This is a genomic window from Cellulomonas sp. ATA003 (genome assembly GCF_031582905.1).
GTDB lineage: Bacteria > Actinomycetota > Actinomycetes > Actinomycetales > Cellulomonadaceae > Pengzhenrongella.
Genome location: NZ_CP133990.1, coordinates 713,123 through 731,739 on the forward strand (window position 1 = coordinate 713,123; position 18,617 = coordinate 731,739).

Sequence of the window (18,617 nt, forward strand, 5' to 3'; positions counted from 1 at the left end):
TCAGCAGGGCGTGCGCGGCACGTCCAGGTCCCAGCCCTTGAGCATCGAGCTGAAGCCGAGCGACCGCGTGAGGTCGCAGAACTGCGCGGGCTCGAGCTCGTACTCGACGTGCAGGACGGGCTTGCCGGCGCGCACGAACGGCAGCAGCGCCTCGCACTCGTCGTACATCGCGCACTCCTCGTTGACGGCGAAGTCGAAGTGCGGCTCGAGGAGTGCGACCTGCTCGACGTCGTTCTTGAGCCCCACGGCGAGACCGCGCTCGTGGGCCAGCCGCGCGAGCTCGCGGTTGTACGTGGCCTGGTCCTCGCCGGTCAGCGGGAACCCGGAGCGGTTGACCCAGGCGTCGACGTTGTCCGGTTCGACGGCGTCGAAGCCCTTCTCGGCGCACAGGTCCATCCGCGCGGCCATGATCGGCAGCAGGACGTCCAGGCGCCGGACGTCGACCCACCGCTCGTCCGGCCAGTCCTCGAGCGGCTCGCCGAGGACCTCGTCCGGGAAGGTGGCGCTGTCCGGCCGCCACGGCTCGTACGTGCCCGCACTGACGTAGCAGATCACGCGGCGGTCCAGTGCGTGCAGCGCCTCGACCTGCGCCGCCGAGGTGTCGAAGAGGTCCACGTCGTACACCTGCGCGTCCACGCTCGGGTCCAGCACGCCGGTGAGCTGCCACTGCCAGGTGACCTGGGCCGGCGGCACCCACCGATCGGGCGTGGGGGTGGGTGACGGGTCCGGTGTCGGCGCCGGGGTGGGGTCCGGTGTCGGGCTCGGGGTCGGGGTCGGGGTCGGGCTCGGCGTCGGCATGGTGGGGCTCGGTGGCGGGGGCGGCTGCGGTGCGGGGAACGCGGGCATCGGCGGCAGGGCGGGCCAGGGGATCGACGGCGGCATCGGCTCGGTCGGCGTCGGGATCGGCGGGACGCTGGGCCAGGGGACGGGCCACCACGGCCCCAGCCAGCCACCGACGCCCACGACGAGTACGCCCACCCAGGCGACCAGCGCCTGCCGGGCGTTCATCGTGCTGCCGTCTGCGACGTGGTGGCGCGCACGGCGTCCAGGAGCTGGTCGGGCAGGTGGTCCCAGGGGTTCTCGCCGCGCCCGTCGGTGAGGAAGACGCTGCGGGCGTGCCGGTCGGCGGCCAGGGCGAGGCCCGGGCCGAACTCCTCGTCCGGCACGGTGTGGACGAGGTGGCAGAAGCGGCTCGCGGGGAACCGGGTGACCCACGTGGGCACCTTCAGCCCGACGTACTGCGACCACGTGCCCTCGAACGTCACGGTGACGTTCGCCAGGTCGAGGTACCCCGGGTGCGGGTGGGTCCCGGGGTTGAGGACGACGAACCGCGCCTTGGCGGTGCGCGCGGCGAGCACGGCCTGCGCGTAGTGCTCGAGCTTCTCCAGCCCGGGGCTCACCTGGTCCATGAAGACGCCCTCGATCCCGTACCGCCGGTGGTAGGCGGCGACCTCCTGGGCGATCTCGGGGATCGGACGGCGACCGTAGTCGGTGTCCACGTACCCGATGATCCGCACCCCGGCGGCGATGAGCGCGTCCACGATGGCCTTGTAGGACGGGTCCGGCTCCGCCCCCGCACCGTTGTAGACGTTCATCACCACGAACCGCAGGCGGTGCGGGATCTCGGTGAGGCGCTGCCAGTCGAAGGGCTGCGCCGCCGGGTGGAAGTAGGCCGGGACGCCCAGCGTCAGAGCGGCGATCGGGTCGGGTGTCATCGGTGCATCCCTACGCTTCGGTACTGCGATGCGGTCGTCGGAACCAGGAGGAGCAGCAGCCCGGTGAAGACGACGAGGTGCGTGACCTCGAGCGTCCCCACCGACGCGGACGTGAGCGGCCAGCGCAGCGCGGTGTCGATCACAAGCGCCGTCGTCGCGAGCCCCAGCGCCAGGCCGTGACGGCCGAGCGACAGCAGGAGGGTCTGCAGGAGGAACGCCACGCCGAGCACGGCGTAGGCGATCGTGCCGTACACGAAGAGCCGGCGGTCGATGTCGTCCGTGTCGTAGAGCGTCACCACGACGAGCACGAGCACGGCGAGCAGCGCCGCGTAACCCAGCACGTTGAGCAGCAGGGCGGAGACGGCGCGGGAGCGGAAGGAGGCGGCCGACGTCGTCTCGTGCAGGACGGCGGCTCCGCGGCTGCGCAGCCGGTGCACCAGCCACTCCACCACACCGAGGCTCGCCACGAGCGGGAGCATCATCAGCACGATGGCCCCGCTGTGGACGTCCTGGCGGCGGGTGAGGACGTCCACCACCGCGAAGGACACCAGTCCGGCGGTGACGGCGCCGTACGCGAAGTAGAGCAGGCCCATCGACCGCAGCGTGGCGTTGCCAGCCAACGTGCTGCGCAGCGACCGGCCCACGCCGGCCGCGTTGGCGTTGAGCTGGGTGACGGCCGCCCACACGGCGCCGACGGGGCACAGCGTCAGGAGCGCCAGCACGAGCGGTCGGTCGAGCGCGTCGGCCGGCAGGAGCAGGGCGACGGAGGCCAGCACGACACCGGGGAGAGGACGAGTAGCAGCAGGCGGTCGGCGTGGAGCACGAGCAGCACGGTCGCGGCGGCCATGTACACGAGCTGCACACCGGCCAGGACCCCGGCGGCCAGGAACGTCGGCGCGACCACGCCCACCACGATGAGGACCGCGAGCATGCCGCCGGCCGCCACGAGCGACGTCCGGAACAGCGACGTCGCGGCCCGGTGCTCACCCCACCCGATCAGCATGTTGCCGACGACGGAGACGCCCTGGCTCAGACCGCAGGCGGCGATGGTGGCGCCGAGCAGCAGCACGGGACCGGCGCCGGGGGCAGGCTGCCGAACGCCACCGCGTAGAGGAGGCCGGGCAGGCCGTACAGCAGGCCACGCATCAGGTGGCGCAGGATCGGCCCCCGCCACCGGTCGGTGGGTGTGCCGAGGTCGATGGGGCGGCGGGGCACCATGGCGTACAGCGTGTCGGCGAGGTCGAAGACGCTCGCCGAGTTGTAGACCATCCGCGCGATCCGGTCGTTGATGCCTGCGGCCTCGAGGCCGGCCGCGATCTCGAACGAATCCACCGCCTGCGTGCAGAGCTCGTTGTACGTGCGGCTGAGCTGGGCCACGCTTGAGGTCAGGTCGCGCCGGTCGTCCTCGACCGGCAACGGCGTGACCGTCCCGTTGGCCAGGGACGGCGGGTCGACGTGCCACGCGAGGCCTTCGGTGACCGCGCCCTGGTCGACCGCGGTCGGGGCGCTCATGAGCGGGCCGGGCGCAGGTGACGACCCGCCCGTTTAGGTCGGGCGTGGGCGCCGTGCGTCCGCCGGACGGGGGCCGCCCGGGGCATCTCGCGGGGTGCGTTGGCCAGCGTGCTGGTGTAGATCCCGCGGAAGGCCTGCAGCATCTGGTCGATCTGGAACAGGTCCAGCGCACGCTCCCGCGCGTCGGCGGCCATCTGCAGGCGCAGGTCGTCGTCCGCGAGCAGCCGCTCGCAGGCGGCGGCGAACGCGGCGGGGTCCCGGGGCGGGACGAGGAGCCCGGCGTCGCCGACCACCTCCGGCACACCCCCACCTCGGTGGACACCGTCGCGCGGCCGCACATCATGGCCTCCATCACGGTGTACGGCAGGCCCTCGGAGATGCTGGAGAGGGCGACGATCGTGGAGGACTGGTACGCGGTGGTGACGGGCCGCACGGGCCCCTCGAAGGTGACGGCGTCGCCGAGGGCGAGCTCGTCGGCCACCCGCCGCACGTTCGCCTCGTAGGCCTGGTTGCCCTCGGGCGTCGGCCCGAACAGGCGGAGCACGACGTCCGGCCGCTTCTCGCGCACGAGGGCGAAGGCCCGCAGGAGGGTCTCCAGGTCCTTGAGGGGATCGATCCGGCCGACCCAGCCGATGGTCGGGACCTGCGGCTCCTGCACCAGGGCGGGGTAGTCCGCGGCGTGCACGCCGTTGAAGGCGGTGGCGATGGTGTCCGGGTCGGCGCCGTGCCGGGTCTCCCAGCGGTGGTTGTAGAAGTTGACCGGCACGATCTGGTCCGACGACGCGTACCCAGTGGCGCAGATCCGGCGGAAGATCGCCAGCAGGATGGCCTTCACGGGCCAGCGGTAGCGCACGGTCCGGAACGACAGGTACCGCTCCCGGAGATACACACCGTGCTCCGACATCACCAGCGGGGTGCCGTTCGTCCACTTCGCCGCGAGGGCGAGCAGCACGGGGATGCCGTTGGAGACGGCGTGGCACAGGTCGGCCTGCACGACCGGCGCCGAGAGCGGCCGCAGGAAGTGCTCGATGAGCTCGGTGGCCTCGACGGCCTCACGCATGCGCAGCGGCGCCTCGTCGTGGACGCGTCCCCAGAGCTCGGCGAGCAGGCTCACGGCCTCGTCCGTCTGCAGTGCGGCGGTGAGGTCGTACCGCTGCGCGAAGTGGAACAGCTCGCGCAGCGCCCGCGTGAACTCCTCCTGGCGCGGCTCGCCGGACAGGGCGGCCCACAGGAACGGCCGGTACAGGGACATGAAGAGCGCGCGGGTCGCGGGGTTGGGCCGCGACGGCTGCGACCCCCAGGCCCAGAGCGGGACGACCACGAGCTTGCCGACGTTGCGCGGCATGTCGAAGACCGCGCGGTCGGCCGTCCCCCCGGTCACCGCGACGACGTCGAAGTCCACCTCGTCCAGCCCACGGATGAGCTGGTCGCACCACGTGCTCACCCCGCCGGTCACGAACGGGTAGCACCCCTCCGCCAAGAGCGCCACCTTCATGTCAACAGCCCCCACTCGTGCACGTCATCTGTCCTGACCGTTGGTACTCGGCTCCAGGGAGCCGACCGCTGTGCGCCGTCCCAGGCGCTCTCGACCATCGCGGTCAGGTCCCGCTGCGCCGTCCAGCCCAGCAGCCGCCGGGCCAGGGACGCGTCGGCGACCATCCCCGCCGGGTCCCCGGGCCGCCGCGGCAGGATCGCCGGCGTCGTGTCGCGTCCGGTGACCCGGCCGATGGTCGTCAGCACCTCGCGGACGGTGTACCCCCGGCCGCAGCCGATGTTCACGACCTCGTGCCGGGGCCCGGAGGTGTCGAGCAGGCGTGCCGCCGCGACGTGCGCCTCGGCGAGGTCCTGGACGTGGATGTAGTCACGCACGCACGTGCCGTCGCGGGTCGGGTAGTCGTCGCCGAACACCACGGGCCGCTCCCCGGCAGCCAGCGCCCGGAACACGAGGGGGAACAGGTTGGTGCCCCCGGTGTCGGCGAGCTCGGGGTCGGCGCACCCGACGACGTTGAAGTACCGCAGGCACACCGTGGCCAGGCCGAGCGCCTCGGCGGCGTCCTCGACCATCCACTCGCTCATGAGCTTCGTGCGGCCGTACGGGCTCTGCGGACGCGCCGGCGCGTCCTCGCCGACGCTGTCGTCGTCCGGGCTGCCGTAGACGGCAGCGCTCGACGAGAACACCAGGCGCGAGACCCCCTCGGCCGCCATCGCGTCGAGCAGGGTCAGGGTCCCCACGACGTTCTCGCGGTGGTAGTGGAGCGGCTGCGCCACGGACTCGGCCACCGACTTCTTCGCGGCCAGGTGCACGACCCCGGTGACTGCGCTCCCACGCAGCGCCGCACGCACCCCGGCGCCGTCGAGCACCGAACCCTGCACGAGCGGCACGGACGACGGCACGCGGTCGGCGTCACCGGTGGACAGGTCGTCCAGGACGACGACGCCCTGCCCGGCGTCGATGAGCGAACGGACGACGTGGCTGCCGATGTAGCCGGCTCCACCTGTCACTAGCCATGTCATGCGAGGTGCCCCCAGAGTGTCTGCGTGGTGCGGCCGGTTCGTGGGTCTACAGGACCGTGACCGACTTGGCGAGGTTGCGTGGCTTGTCGGCGTCGCGCCCGAGCGCGATGGCGAGCGAGCGAGCCAGGTGCTGGAGCGCCACGACGCTCTCCAACGGACCCCACGGGTGGTCACCGGTCGCGAGCACGGGGAAGGCCGAGTCCGGCCGGGAGCCGATCCGGATGATCCGCCCGCCCCGCGCGCTCATCTCCGCGGCCGCGGAGGCGAGCCGGGCCGGTGCGCCGCTCTCGATCACGACGACCGGTGTGCCCTCCTCGATGAGGGCGATGGGGCCGTGCTTCAGCTCGCCGGCGGCGATCGCGTCCGCCCACCGGTAGGTGATCTCCTTGAGCTTGAGCGCCCCCTCGGCGGCGTACGGCAGGCCGGCGCCCCGCGACACGAAGAACCACCCCGCGGCCGCGGCGATCTCGCCGGCGAGCGCGTCGGCGATGGGGAAGGCCGTCAGGTGGGCGTGCTCGAGGCGGTCCGGCATGGCGCGCAGGGCTGCCACGTGCCGGCGGATCTCGGCGACCGGGGCGGAGCGCGTGGCCGCGGCGTGCGCGAGCGCGAGCGCCGAGCCGGTGAGGACCTGGGCGGTGAAGGTCTTGGTCGCGGCCACCCCGATCTCGGGGCCGGCGCTGCAGTCGACGACGGCGTCCGCCTGCCGCGACAGCGTGGAGTACGGGTTGTTGGTGATCGCGAGGACGGGACCGTCCACGGCATCCACCGCTGAGAGCACGTCCGCGGTCTCGCCCGACTGCGACACGGCGACCGTCAGCGTCCCCGGAGGCGGCGAGGCCTCGTGCTCCGACGCGGTCACGAGGCTCGTGGGGAGCCCCGAGACGGTGCGGAAGACCCGCGCCGCGGCCGCCGAGGCGTACAGCGAGGAGCCGCAGGCCACGAACTCGACCGCGCGAACCTCGGGCAGCGCCAGGTCCGACCACAGCGCGCCGCCGTCCACGCCCGGCAGGACCCGGTTCAGCAGCCGTGCGGCCGCCGCGGGCTGCTCGGAGATCTCCTTCTCCATGAAGTCCTGGAAGACGCCCATCTCCGCGTCCTCGGCCGCCCAGTCCACGGTCACGGCCGCGCGGGCAGGGATCTCGGCGCCGGTCGCGTCGTACCAGTGCATCGTGTCGTCGAGCTCGACGACGTCACCGTCCTCCATGGCGTGCACGTGCGCGACGGTCCCGACCAGCGCGGCGACGTCGGACGCCGCGAAGTGGCCGTCGTCGGACGAGCCGACGACCAGCGGCGACCGGCGGCAGGCGAGGACCACTGTCCCGGTGCCGGCGCCCGTGACGGCCAGCGCCCACGTGCCGCGGAGGTCCGCGACGGCGGCCTGCACCGCGTCGACCAGCCGCACGCCCCGGGACAGCCCCTCCTCGACCAGGTGTGCGACGACCTCCGTGTCCACCTGGGAGCGGAACGCGTGGCCACGGCGCTCGAGGCGGGCACGCAGCTCGTCGGCGTTGTCGATGATGCCGTTGTGGACGACCGCGACGCTGCCCGCGCAGTCGACGTGCGGGTGTGCGTTCTCCTCCGAGACGCGTCCGTGCGTCGCCCAGCGCGTGTGTCCGATGCCCGTCCCGCAGTCGTCGGGCAGCCCGTCGTCCATGACCCGGCTCGTGAGCGCGCACAGCCGACCGACGGACCGGACGGTGAGCGGTGTCGCCCGACCGGGTGAGGTGACCGTCACCCCTGCGGAGTCGTAGCCGCGGTACTCCAGGCGGCGCAGCGCCGGGAGCAGGAAGTCCTGGGCGCGGTCACCCCGGCGACAGGCAACGATTCCGCACATCGGCAGTCCTCCCCCAAGGAAGCCCGGTGACGGCCTGGACCGTGCGCCACGACGAGTGGGCACGGTGCCGTTCTGTACGCCGGTCGACCGGCCGGGCGGCGCGAACGCCGTGGCAAGTAGTACCACCGGAGAGCGGGGCAAAGCCATCAAAAACGGACATACCTACCTAAATCACCCCGATGCTCGTACAGTCGCAACGCGAGGCGGCCCGTACCGGAGGTTGCCCGTCCGTGCCACCGCACGCCGAGGTACAGCGCCTCCCCACACCCGAGGATCTCCATGCACCAGTCGACCCAGTCCCGCGTGGCAGCAGCATGGCGGGCGATCGCCTTCACCGTGGCCGCCGTGCTCATCTCGGTTCTCCTGCCGGTGACCGCAGCCCAGGCGGCGACGTCGCGGGTGGACCTCCGGGTCCTCGTGATCAGCAACGGGGACGTCTCGGTCGAGGCCATCGCGGCCCAGATGGATCGGGAGGGCGTGCCGTACACGAAGGTCACGGCGAACCCGACGGGTCGTCCCGCGATCGACGCGGACTTCCTCGCCGACGCCGGAGCCGGCCGGGCCAAGTTCCAGGGCGTCGTCCTGCCCAACCAGTCCGGCGGAGGGCTGCCGGCCGCCGAGAGGACGCTCTCGTCGCCTACGAGCGGACCTACGGGATCCGGCAGGTGAACGCGTACGACTACCCGGGCGCGACGATGGGCTTCTCGGCACCGACCTTCGCCGGTGAGCTCGACGGCTCCCCGGCGTCCGTGACCGCCGCGGGCCGGGCCGGGCCGTTCGCGTACCTCGACGGCCCGCTCACCATCGACGACTTCGACCCGGGCCTCGAGGTGTACGGCTACCTCGCCGAGCCGGCGGCGACGCTGCCGGCGGGGAGTCGTTCACGCCGCTGCTGACCGCCACGACCGGGGACCACACCGGCGTCCTGGCCGGCGTCTACGCGCACGACGGTCGGGAGGAGCTCACCCTCACCGCCGCCTACAACCCGTACATGCAGTGGTACAACGCGGTCGCGCCGGGCATCGTCACGTGGCTGACGCGCGGGATCCACCTGGGCCACCAGCGGAACTACTTCGCCGTGCATGTCGACGACGTCTTCATGAGCACCAGCCGGTGGAGCATCACCGGGAACTGCACGCCGGGCGACCACTGCGACGACCCGGAGCTGACCGCCCCGGACATCCGGATGACCGCCGAGGACGTCACCCGCCTGACGCAGTGGCAGGACGCGAACGACTTCGCGATGGACATGGCCTACAACGCCGCCGGCAGCGTCGAGTGGAAGGCCGGGCACGGCGGCGCCGACCCGCTCACCGACGCGTTCCTCGCCGCGCAGAGCGAGTTCCCGTGGATCAACCACACCTACTCCCACCCGTACCTCGGGTGCATCCAGATCGTGCCGACGTCGCCGGGCCAGAGCTGGCGCTGCGCGACGAGCGAAGGTGACGGCCCCCGCGAGGACCCGGAGATCGAGGCGGAGATGAGCGGGGGCACCCTGTGGATGTCCGCCGGCCGCCTGCGCCAGGAGATCGCCGACAACCTCGCCTGGGGGGCGGCGAACGGGCTGACGGACCTCGACCCCGCCGAGCTGGTCACGGGCGAGCACTCGGGTCTGCGGACGCTCCCGCAGCAGCCGGACGACAACCCGTTCTTCGGGCCGGTCCTCAGCGAGCTGGGCATCGCCCAGATCGCGGGCGACGCGTCGCGCGAGACGGTGGCACGGACCGTCGGGTCCGCGGTCACCGTGCCGCGCCACCCGATGAACATCTTCTACAACACGGCCACGTTCCAGGAGCTCATCGACGAGTACAACTGGATCTACAACTCCCGGGCAGACGGCGGCAGCGGCATCTGCGAGGACAACCCGGCGACCAGCACGTGCATCGACCCGCTGCCGGCCGGCACCTCGGACGAGGCGAAGGTCAGCTTCGACACCTACCTGCGGCCCCTCGAGGTCCGCAACGCGTTGAGCTTCATCCTCGACAACGACCCGGCGCCGTTCTACTCGCACCAGGGCAACCTGGCCGAGGACGGCGTGCTGTACCCCGTCGTGGAGGGCATCCTGACGAAGTACCGGTCGCTGTACGCCGACAACGCCCCGATCGTCCGGACGGACATGGCCGGGCAGGAGCTCGCGCTGGATCGGCTCACCTCCTGGGGCGCGATCAACGACGACGTCATCGCGTACATCGACGCGGACGGCCTCCACGTCCCCGACGCGGACGCCGACGTCCCGGTCACGGTGCCGAACGGGACCTCCACGAGCGGGATGCAGCTCCAGTCCTACGCCGGGGAGCTGTCCGGCTGGACGAGCGGGGCGGCGAGCGCCGTGCTGCCGACCCCCATGGGCGGCTACCTCGGCTGGCAGGACACGCCCGGCGCACCGACCATCGGTCAGGCCACCGCCGGGGACGCCTCGGCCACGGTGTCGTGGACCGCGCCCGCCGTGAGCGGGAACGGTCCGATCACGGGGTACACGATCCGCGCCTACACCCAGGCCGCGCCCGACGTCGTCGCCACCACGGCGACCGTCGCCGGGGACGCGACCGCAGGAACGGTCACGGGCCTGACCAACGGCACGGCGTACACGTTCCGCGTCGTCGCGACCAACGCGGCGGGTGCGGGTCCGGAGTCCGAGCGGTCGAACGAGGTGCAGCCGCTCGCGCCCGCCGTCCCGCCGACGGTGGTCGAGCGGACGCCGGCCGTCGACGGCACCGAGGTGTCGCCGATGACCGACGTGATCGTCCGGTTCAGCGAGCCGGTGACGGGGGTCGACGCGTCGACGATCATGCTCGCCCGCGCCGGCACCCCGATCCCGGCGACGGTGGAGTACGACCCCGACACGCTGGTGGCGACGCTCGACCCGGACGTCGAGCTCGCGGGCGGGACGGCGTACACCGTCAGCCTGTCCTCCGGGGTCCGGGACACCCGCGGCGTCGCCCTCGCCCCGGTGTCGTGGTCCTTCACCACCGGTGCCGGGATCGCCCCCGTGGTGACCGACCGGACGCCGGACGTGGCTGCCGTCGGCGCCGCGATCTCGGGCAACGTCTGGGCGATGTTCAGCGAGCCCGTCACCGGGGTGAGCGGCACGTCCTTCACCGTGCGTCCCGACGGAGGCAGCGCGGTGCCGGCCGCGGTGACGTACGACGAGACGACCCGCTCGGCCGCCCTCGACCCGGACGCCGACCTCGCGCCGAACACGCGGTACACCGTGACGCTCACCGGGGCCATCCAGGACGCCGTCGGGAACAGTCTCGTGGAGACGACGTGGACCTTCACGACCGGGGACGGGCAGGACCCGACGGCCGTCGTCAGCCCGGCGCCGGACTCCTCCGGGATCCCGACGACGGTCAGCGTCTCCGCGAAGTTCAGCGAGGCGATGGCGGGCGTGGGCGGGGAGTCGTTCACGCTGCGCCTCGCCGAGGCCCCGGGCGATCTCGTGCCGGCGGCGGTGTCCTACGACGCCGCCAGCTCCACGGCGGTCCTCGACCCGGACGGCGACCTCGCGGCCGGCACCCGGTACACCGTGACCTTCACGACCGACGTACGCGACCTCGCCGGCAACCCGGTGGTTACGGCCCAGCGTACGTGGAGCTTCACCACGGCGGGGGCACCGACGGTCACCGTGTCCCCGGCGTCCGGTGCCACCGGAGTGCCGGCGGACTCCACCGTGACAGCGACCTTCGACGTGCCGGTCACCGGGGTTGACCCGACGTCCTTCACGCTCGAGGCCGACGCGGGACCCGTGCCGGCGACGGTGACGTACGACGACGCCACCCGGGTCGCCACCCTGGACCCGGACGCCGACCTCGAGGCGGGCGCGGCGTACACCGTCCGGCTGAGCTCGACGATCGTCAACGCGGCCGGCATCCCGCTGTCCGCCACCACGTCGACGTTCACCACGCAGCAGGCGGGCGCCACCCTCACCGGTGTGGTGAGCACCGGGTCTGGTCCGTTGTCGGGGGTGTCGGTGAATGCGTACACCGCGGACGGTCGGGTGTGGGTGAAGAATGCGACGACCGGTGCGGATGGTCGGTACAGCCTCACCGGGCTGCCGGCGGGGTCGTACAAGCTCTACGTGCAGCCGAACGAGCCGGGGTTCGCCAACCGGTGGCTGGGTGGTGCGGCGTTCGAGTCCGCGACGGTGGTGCAGGTGTCGGGTCCGACGACGGTGGACGTCGCGCTGACGGCTGCGGGGAGCGTGTCGGGTGTGGTGAGCACCGGGTCTGGTCCGTTGTCGGGGGTGTCGGTGAATGCGTACACCGCGGACGGTCGGGTGTGGGTGAAGAATGCGACGACCGGTGCGGATGGTCGGTACAGCCTCACCGGGCTGCCGGCGGGGTCGTACAAGCTCTACGTGCAGCCGAACGAGCCGGGGTTCGCCAACCGGTGGCTGGGTGGTGCGGCGTTCGAGTCCGCGACGGTGGTGCAGGTGTCGGGTCCGACGACGGTGGACGTCGCGCTGACGGCTGCGGGGAGCGTGTCGGGTGTGGTGAGCACCGGGTCTGGTCCGTTGTCGGGGGTGTCGGTGAATGCGTACACCGCGGACGGTCGGGTGTGGGTGAAGAATGCGACGACCGGTGCGGATGGTCGGTACAGCCTCACCGGGCTGCCGGCGGGGTCGTACAAGCTCTACGTGCAGCCGAACGAGCCGGGGTTCGCCAACCGGTGGCTGGGTGGTGCGGCGTTCGAGTCCGCGACGGTGGTGCAGGTGTCGGGTCCGACGACGGTGGACGTCGCGCTGACGGCTGCGGGGAGCGTGTCGGGTGTGGTGAGCACCGGGTCTGGTCCGTTGTCGGGGGTGTCGGTGAATGCGTACACCGCGGACGGTCGGGTGTGGGTGAAGAATGCGACGACCGGTGCGGATGGTCGGTACAGCCTCACCGGGCTGCCGGCGGGGTCGTACAAGCTCTACGTGCAGCCGAACGAGCCGGGGTTCGCCAACCGGTGGCTGGGTGGTGCGGCGTTCGAGTCCGCGACGGTGGTGCAGGTGTCGGGTCCGACGACGGTGGACGTCGCGCTGACGGCTGCGGGGAGCGTGTCGGGTGTGGTGAGCACCGGGTCTGGTCCGTTGTCGGGGGTGTCGGTGAATGCGTACACCGCGGACGGTCGGGTGTGGGTGAAGAATGCGACGACCGGTGCGGATGGTCGGTACAGCCTCACCGGGCTGCCGGCGGGGTCGTACAAGCTCTACGTGCAGCCGAACGAGCCGGGGTTCGCCAACCGGTGGCTGGGTGGTGCGGCGTTCGAGTCCGCGACGGTGGTGCAGGTGTCGGGTCCGACGACGGTGGACGTCGCGCTGGGCGGCTGACACGTCCGCCACGGTGACGGCGGATCATCGCCGGCATCGGTGCGGCGCCCCTCGGTTGCGGACACGACCGGGGGCGCCGCGCCGCCGCGTCCGGGGCGGTCGCGCCGCTGCCCCCCGACCGACCCACGGGCGGGAACAGCGGCGATGGGCGCGACGTTACGATGGTCGCGCGCGGCGTCGGTGATGCCCACGGCCCAGACGGGCTGCGCCGGGCGAGATCGTGAGGCGACGGCTCCGGCCGAGGTCTCGCCGTGCCCACCACCTCGTCCAGCAGCATCGGAGTGCCATGACCACCCTGTCCACGTTCCACGAGGTCCCCGGCCGGTACAAGGTCCGCGACCTGTCCCTGGCCGCCGCGGGCCGCCACCAGATCCGGCTCGCCGAGCACGAGATGCCGGGCCTGATGGCTCTGCGCGAGGAGTACGCCGCGTCGCAGCCGCTGGCCGGCGCCCGCATCGCCGGGTCGATCCACATGACGGTCCAGACCGCCGTGCTCATCGAGACCCTCACCGCGCTCGGCGCGGAGGTCCGCTGGGCGTCGTGCAACATCTTCTCCACCCAGGACGAGGCCGCGGCCGCCGTCGTCGTCGGCGGTGGAACCCCCGAGGCGCCCTCGGGTGTCCCGGTCTTCGCCTGGAAGGGCGAGTCGCTCGAGGAGTACTGGGAGTGCACGGAGCAGATCCTGGTGTGGCCCGGTGACCAGCGGCCCAACATGATCCTGGACGACGGCGGCGACGCCACGCTCCTCGTCCACAAGGGCGCCGAGTTCGAGGGCCTGGGCGCGGTGCCGTCCGACGGCACCCCGGGTGATGCCGGTTACTCCGAGGAGTACAACCTCATCCTCGGCGTGCTGCGCCGGTCGCTCGCGGTCGACCCGCAGCGGTGGACCCGCATCGCGGCCGAGATCCAGGGCGTCACCGAGGAGACCACGACCGGGGTGCACCGGCTGTACCAGCTGTTCGAGGCCGGTCAGCTGCTGTTCCCGGCGATCAACGTCAACGACTCGGTCACCAAGTCGAAGTTCGACAACAAGTACGGCATCCGGCACTCCCTGCCGGACGGCATCAACCGCGCCACGGATGTCCTCATGGGCGGCAAGGTCGCGTTCGTCGCCGGCTACGGCGACGTCGGCAAGGGGCGGCCGAGGCGCTGCGCGGGCAGGGCGCACGCGTCGTCGTCTCCGAGGTCGACCCGATCTGCGCGCTCCAGGCCGCGATGGACGGCTACCAGGTCGTGCGCATCGAGGACGTCCTGGACCAGGCGGACTTCTTCATCACCACGACCGGCAACCGCGACGTCATCACGGCCGAGCACATGCAGGGCATGAAGAACAAGGCGATCGTCGGCAACATCGGCCACTTCGACAACGAGATCGAGATGGCCGGGCTCGCCGCGCTGCCCGGCGTCGAGCGGGTCGAGATCAAGCCGCAGGTCCACGAGTGGACCTTCCCCGACGGCCACTCGATCATCGTGCTGTCCGAGGGGCGCCTGCTGAACCTGGGCAACGCGACCGGCCACCCCTCGTTCGTCATGAGCAGCTCGTTCACCAACCAGGTGATCGCCCAGATCGAGCTCTTCACGAAGCAGGACGAGTACCCGGTGGGCGTGTACCGCCTGCCCAAGGTGCTCGACGAGAAGGTCGCGCGCCTGCACCTGGACGCCCTCGGCGCCCGGCTCACCGAGCTGTCCAAGACGCAGGCCGAGTACCTCGGGATCGACGCGGCGGGGCCGTACAAGCCCGAGCACTACCGGTACTGACCGCGACGCACCACCCGCGCACGACCGCGGCGCACCACCGACGACGCCCGGCCGGTTTTCCGGCCGGGCGTCGTCGTGTCACCGGCCGGGCACCGGCGCCCTAGTCGACCGGGTCGGGCACGGAGTGCGGGAGCCGCTGCAGGGCCTGCGCCTCGGCGCGCGCCGCCTCGGCGGCTCGGCTGGCCGACGCGTACTCGCGGTCGCGCCGCTCGACGAGCACCGCGGCCAGGAACGCCTCCGGCGGTGCCCCGGGTGGCGGCGGCGGGGCGACGTACCGTGCCACCTCCGCGGTCAGCCGGTCCCGCATCGCCACCCGCGACGCCGGGTGCAGGGTCGCGGCCCGCCCGAGGAACTGCCGCACCGACAGCGCCAGACCGTCCGGCAGGCGGCCCATGTCCGCCGACCGCGCCCAGCCGGCGAGCGGGGGCGGCATGGTCAGCGGCGGGAGCGTGCGCACCGCTCCGCGCACCCGGACGGCGTAGGTCCCGGCCAGGATGTCGCCGACCCGCTTGCCCTGGTCGTTGACCATCGACGTGATGAGCGCGACCGACGCGAGGGTGAGCCACAGCTCACCGACCCCCGTGAGCGCCCGGACGAAGGCCTGCCGGAAGCGCACCGGACCGCCGTCGTCGCGCACGATCCGGATGCCGGCGGCGAGCTTGCCCAGCGACCGGCCGCGGGTGAGCGTCTCGACGGCGGTCGGCACCACGACCATGACCAGGACGAGCGCGACCACCAGCAGGGCCTGGCCCGTCTGCTCGTCCAGCTCCGGGGCCACCACCCCGAGGACGACCACGATCCCGATCACCACGGTGCCCAGCACGAGGACGTCGAGCAGTCCCGCGAGCAGCCGGCTCGCGAAGGACGCCGGCCGCGAGTCGAGCAGCACGCCCTCGCCGGTCAGGATCCCCTCGGTCATCCACCGCTCCGTCCGTCCGTCGTCACCGGTCCGCGCCCCGTCGTCACCGGTCGCGCCGCCGGGCCGGCGGGCGGGGCGACGCCGGCCGCGCACGGGCGCTGTGGCAGGGTATCCGGCGTGGACCTCGACGCCTTCGTGGCCGTGCGCACCGGGCAGTGGACGCGCCTGGAGGAGCTGACCCGGCGACGACGGCTCGACGGCGCGGAGGCGGACGAGCTGGTCCGCCTCTACCAGGCGGTGGCGACCGACCTGTCCACCGTCCGGTCGGCCGCGCCGGACGCCGCGACGGTCGCCCACCTGTCGGACGTCCTGGGCCGCGCACGCAGCGCGATCGCCGGCGCGCACGAGCCCGCCTGGGGCGACGTCACCCGGTTCGTGGTCCTGTCGCTGCCCGCGGCCCTCTACCGGATCCGGTGGTGGACGGTGACGGTCACGGCCGCGTGCCTGCTCGTCGGGGTCGTCGCGGGGTTCTGGGTCGCGACCGACCCGGATGCACTGGCGGCGATGGGCACGCCGAGCGAACGTCGCAGTTACGCCGAGGACGCCTTCGCCCAGTACTACGACCCCTCCGCCGGCTTCGCTGCGATGGTGTGGACCAACAACGCCTGGATCGCGGCGCAGTGCGTCGGTCTGGGCATCAGCGGGGTCTGGCCGCTGTACGTCCTGGCGAGCAACGCCGTGATGGTCGGTGCGACCGGCGGGATGATGGCCGACGAGGGACGGCTCGACATCTTCCTGTCCCTCATCGCTCCGCACGGCCTGCTCGAGCTCACCGCGGTGTTCGTCGCCGGCGCCGCCGGGCTCCGCCTGTTCTGGACCTGGGTCGACCCCGGTCGTCGCCCCCGGGCGCGTGCGCTCGCCGAGGAGGGCCGCGCGCTGTTCACGGTCGCGATCGGGCTGGTCGGTGTGCTGGCGGTCTCCGGGCTCATCGAGGGCTTCATCACCGGGTCGTCCCTGCCATGGGGGGTCAAGATCACGGTCGGCGCCGCCGCGCTGGCGGCCTTCTGGGTCTACACGATCGTGCTGGGACGGCGTGCCGTCGCGGCCGGTCACACCGGCGACCTCGACCCGGACCGCGCGGGTCACGTGCTCCCCGTCGCCGGCTAGCCCGCACGGGCCGTGGCCCCTCCGGACGGACGGCTGGGCGTCCTCAGCGCGGCAGGTCGGGAGCCAGCCGCACCCGCAGGTGCGCCAGCAGGGCCGCTCGGGAGTCCAGGCCGAGCCGCTGGCGCATGCGCGCGACGTGGTGCTCGATCGTCCGGGGGAGATGTAGAGCCGCTCGGAGATCTCCCGGTAGGTGTGTCCGGCCACCACGAGCCGCGCGACCTCGATCTCGCGATCGGAGAGGTGGATCGCCGGCTCGGGTGCCGCGGAGCCACCGGTCCGGGCGCGCGCAGCCCCACCACGCGCCGTCCTCGGCGGCGAGGCCGTCGACGCCGCGCCACGCCCGGCGGGCACGGTCGCCGCGTCGGGCTCCCACCGGGCCGGCGAGCCGGACGACGCCGCCGACGTCGCCGGTCGCGACGGGTCCGCCGCGTCCGCGGGGCCTGGCGGCGGATCGGCCCGTCGCGTGACCGACGGCCCCGGCAGGGCAGGTGCCTGCACCGCCGCCTGCACCGCCGCATGCACCGTGGCCGTGGCCGTCACCGCGGCGGCAGCGGCCACCGCCGCACCCGTCGGACCCGTCGCCGTGGACAGGCCGTCCCGAGCAGCGGGTCCGACGGCGGACGGTGCGCCGACCGGAGGGGACGACGTCCGCAGCACCGGGTCGTCACCCGGTGCGGCGGCGCGGTCGGCCCCGCGGTGCAGATCCCGGGCGAGCTGCATGAGCTGGCCGCCGCTGCGCTGGTCGTCGGTCCGGGTGGCTGCGTGCGCGGCCAGGCGCGCCCCGTCCCAGCCGAGTCCGGCCGCGTGCAGCCGGCGGGCGGCGCGTTCGACGGCGGTCGTCTCGATCCGCCCGGCCAGCACCTGCACCCACACCCGGCCCGCGTCCGCGAGCATCGCCGCGTACCGGCTGACCGCCGCGCCCTGGACGAGCGCCGCGGCATGGGGACCCACCGCCTCGGGCCGCTCGGCGACGATCGCGGCACGCACACCGGCCCAGTGCAGCGGCGCCGCCCACAGCGCCGGCTCCCTGAGCCGGGCGAGGAGGTCGCGCGCGTCCTGCAGCTGGGGCGCCACCGCGTGGCTCCGGTCGAGCCGTGCGGCGGCGACGACGAGCTCGCCGAGCGGCTGCAGCGCGGTGAGGTCCACGCCGTGGCGCAGCAGCGCCTCCCAGGCCACCGGCCACTCACGTGCCAGCGCGCCGAGGTCGTGCGATCGTCTCGCGAGGCCCACGGTCACTGCGTGCCGCATCAGGTCGTCGCGCTCGGCACCGGGCATCCCGGTCGACGCCGCACGGGCGAGGTGCTCGCGTGACTCGTCGCCCCGGCCGCCGAGCATCGCGGTCCAGGCCAGGAGCAGGTGGTGGCGCGGCTGGGCGACGGGGCCGCCCTCGCCGGTCACCAGCGCCTGGTGCAGCACACGCTCGGCGTGCCCGGGCTCGCCGGCCCCGAGCGCGGCGAGGGCGCCGAGCGCCGCCGGCGTCTCGGGGAGCAGCGTGGAGCGGGCGTCGTCGCCGAGCAGGACCGAAGCCTGGGCGAGGGTGGCCAGGCACCGTCGACCGTCGCCGACCACGGACTCCCGCACGCCCTGCGCGAGCAGGCCCGAGGCGGCGTCGTGCACCGTCGTCCCCTGCGCCGCGCCCGTGTCCCGCGCCGCCGGCGACCCGGGACCGGTCGCCGTGGTCCCGGTGCCCCCGGCCGCCACGACCACGACGGCGGCGGCGCCGTCGCTCGTCGTGGCATCGCGGACGCCGATCCCCGCGTAGAGGGTCGCGGCGGTCCGCAGCCGTCCCCGGTGGGCGAGCACGGCGGCCGCCACACCGACGGCGGGGGCGGATGCGGGCCCCGTCCCGGCGCGCAGGACGGCGTCGGCGGTGGCGAGCGCGCCGGTGAGGTCCCCGGCGAGCCCCGCGCACTCGGCCTGCCGGACGGCGGTCCGCGGGTCGGGGTC

The 18,617-nt window shown here is 73.3% G+C and carries 13 protein-coding genes and 2 pseudogenes; 5 read left to right on the forward strand and 10 right to left on the reverse strand.

Annotated features, from left to right (window positions below; all coding sequences use genetic code 11):
• The 9 genes and pseudogenes from REH70_RS03610 to glmS all read right to left on the reverse strand — a co-directional run bounded on the left by REH70_RS03610 (position 1) and on the right by glmS (position 7,575).
• On the reverse strand, positions 1-1,008 hold the full coding sequence (locus REH70_RS03610; protein WP_310752327.1) for an endo alpha-1,4 polygalactosaminidase: 1,008 nt from the start codon (positions 1,006-1,008) through the stop codon (positions 1-3).
• Positions 1,005-1,715: a spherulation-specific family 4 protein gene (locus tag REH70_RS03615; protein ID WP_310752328.1), complete on the reverse strand. Its 711-nt coding sequence runs from the start codon at positions 1,713-1,715 to the stop codon at positions 1,005-1,007. Before REH70_RS03615 ends, REH70_RS03610 begins: the two co-directional genes overlap by 4 nt.
• Positions 1,712-2,491, reverse strand: a complete 780-nt coding sequence (locus REH70_RS03620) for a hypothetical protein (RefSeq protein WP_310752331.1) — start codon at positions 2,489-2,491, stop codon at positions 1,712-1,714. Before REH70_RS03620 ends, REH70_RS03615 begins: the two co-directional genes overlap by 4 nt.
• Positions 2,422-2,784 (reverse strand): hypothetical protein, encoded by a 363-nt coding sequence (locus tag REH70_RS03625; RefSeq protein WP_310752333.1) that lies wholly within the window; start codon positions 2,782-2,784, stop codon positions 2,422-2,424. The genes REH70_RS03620 and REH70_RS03625 overlap by 70 nt, the downstream gene beginning before the upstream one ends.
• Positions 2,745-3,227 (reverse strand): hypothetical protein, encoded by a 483-nt coding sequence (locus tag REH70_RS03630; RefSeq protein ID WP_310752335.1) that lies wholly within the window; start codon positions 3,225-3,227, stop codon positions 2,745-2,747. Before REH70_RS03630 ends, REH70_RS03625 begins: the two co-directional genes overlap by 40 nt.
• Positions 3,224-3,529 (reverse strand): hypothetical protein, encoded by a 306-nt coding sequence (locus tag REH70_RS03635; RefSeq protein WP_310752337.1) that lies wholly within the window; start codon positions 3,527-3,529, stop codon positions 3,224-3,226. The genes REH70_RS03630 and REH70_RS03635 overlap by 4 nt, the downstream gene beginning before the upstream one ends.
• Positions 3,530-3,579: 50 nt before the next feature.
• Positions 3,580-4,722: pseudogene (gene pelF / locus REH70_RS20340) on the reverse strand (GT4 family glycosyltransferase PelF); the annotation flags it as partial.
• Positions 4,719-5,741 (reverse strand): UDP-glucose 4-epimerase GalE, encoded by a 1,023-nt coding sequence (galE, locus tag REH70_RS03650; protein ID WP_310752343.1) that lies wholly within the window; start codon positions 5,739-5,741, stop codon positions 4,719-4,721. The gene galE and the pseudogene pelF, both read right to left, overlap by 4 nt.
• 46 nt (positions 5,742-5,787) lie before the next feature.
• Positions 5,788-7,575, reverse strand: a complete 1,788-nt coding sequence (gene glmS, locus REH70_RS03655; protein WP_310752345.1) for a glutamine--fructose-6-phosphate transaminase (isomerizing) — start codon at positions 7,573-7,575, stop codon at positions 5,788-5,790.
• A gap of 279 nt (positions 7,576-7,854) precedes the next feature.
• On the opposite strand from glmS, the gene REH70_RS03660 reads away from it, so the two are divergent.
• From REH70_RS03660 to ahcY, 4 genes and pseudogenes are all read left to right on the forward strand, one after another.
• Positions 7,855-8,244 carry a hypothetical protein gene (locus tag REH70_RS03660; protein WP_310752347.1) on the forward strand — a complete coding sequence of 130 codons (390 nt, stop codon included), beginning with the start codon at positions 7,855-7,857 and terminating at the stop codon, positions 8,242-8,244.
• Positions 8,241-8,471, forward strand: a complete 231-nt coding sequence (locus REH70_RS03665) for a hypothetical protein (protein ID WP_310752350.1) — start codon at positions 8,241-8,243, stop codon at positions 8,469-8,471. The genes REH70_RS03660 and REH70_RS03665 overlap by 4 nt, the downstream gene beginning before the upstream one ends.
• A 95-nt stretch (positions 8,472-8,566) precedes the next feature.
• Positions 8,567-12,886, forward strand: a complete 4,320-nt coding sequence (locus REH70_RS03670; protein ID WP_310752352.1) for an Ig-like domain-containing protein — start codon at positions 8,567-8,569, stop codon at positions 12,884-12,886.
• A gap of 286 nt (positions 12,887-13,172) precedes the next feature.
• Positions 13,173-14,644, forward strand: a pseudogene (gene ahcY / locus REH70_RS03675) (adenosylhomocysteinase).
• 100 nt (positions 14,645-14,744) lie between these two features.
• Here ahcY and REH70_RS03680 read toward each other — a convergent pair.
• Positions 14,745-15,563, reverse strand: a complete 819-nt coding sequence (locus REH70_RS03680; protein WP_310752354.1) for an RDD family protein — start codon at positions 15,561-15,563, stop codon at positions 14,745-14,747.
• Positions 15,564-15,680: 117 nt separating this feature from the next.
• Here REH70_RS03680 and REH70_RS03685 point away from each other — a divergent pair, with 117 nt between their 5' ends.
• On the forward strand, positions 15,681-16,670 hold the full coding sequence (locus tag REH70_RS03685) for a stage II sporulation protein M (protein WP_310752356.1): 990 nt from the start codon (positions 15,681-15,683) through the stop codon (positions 16,668-16,670).
• Positions 16,671-18,617 lie beyond the last annotated feature (1,947 nt).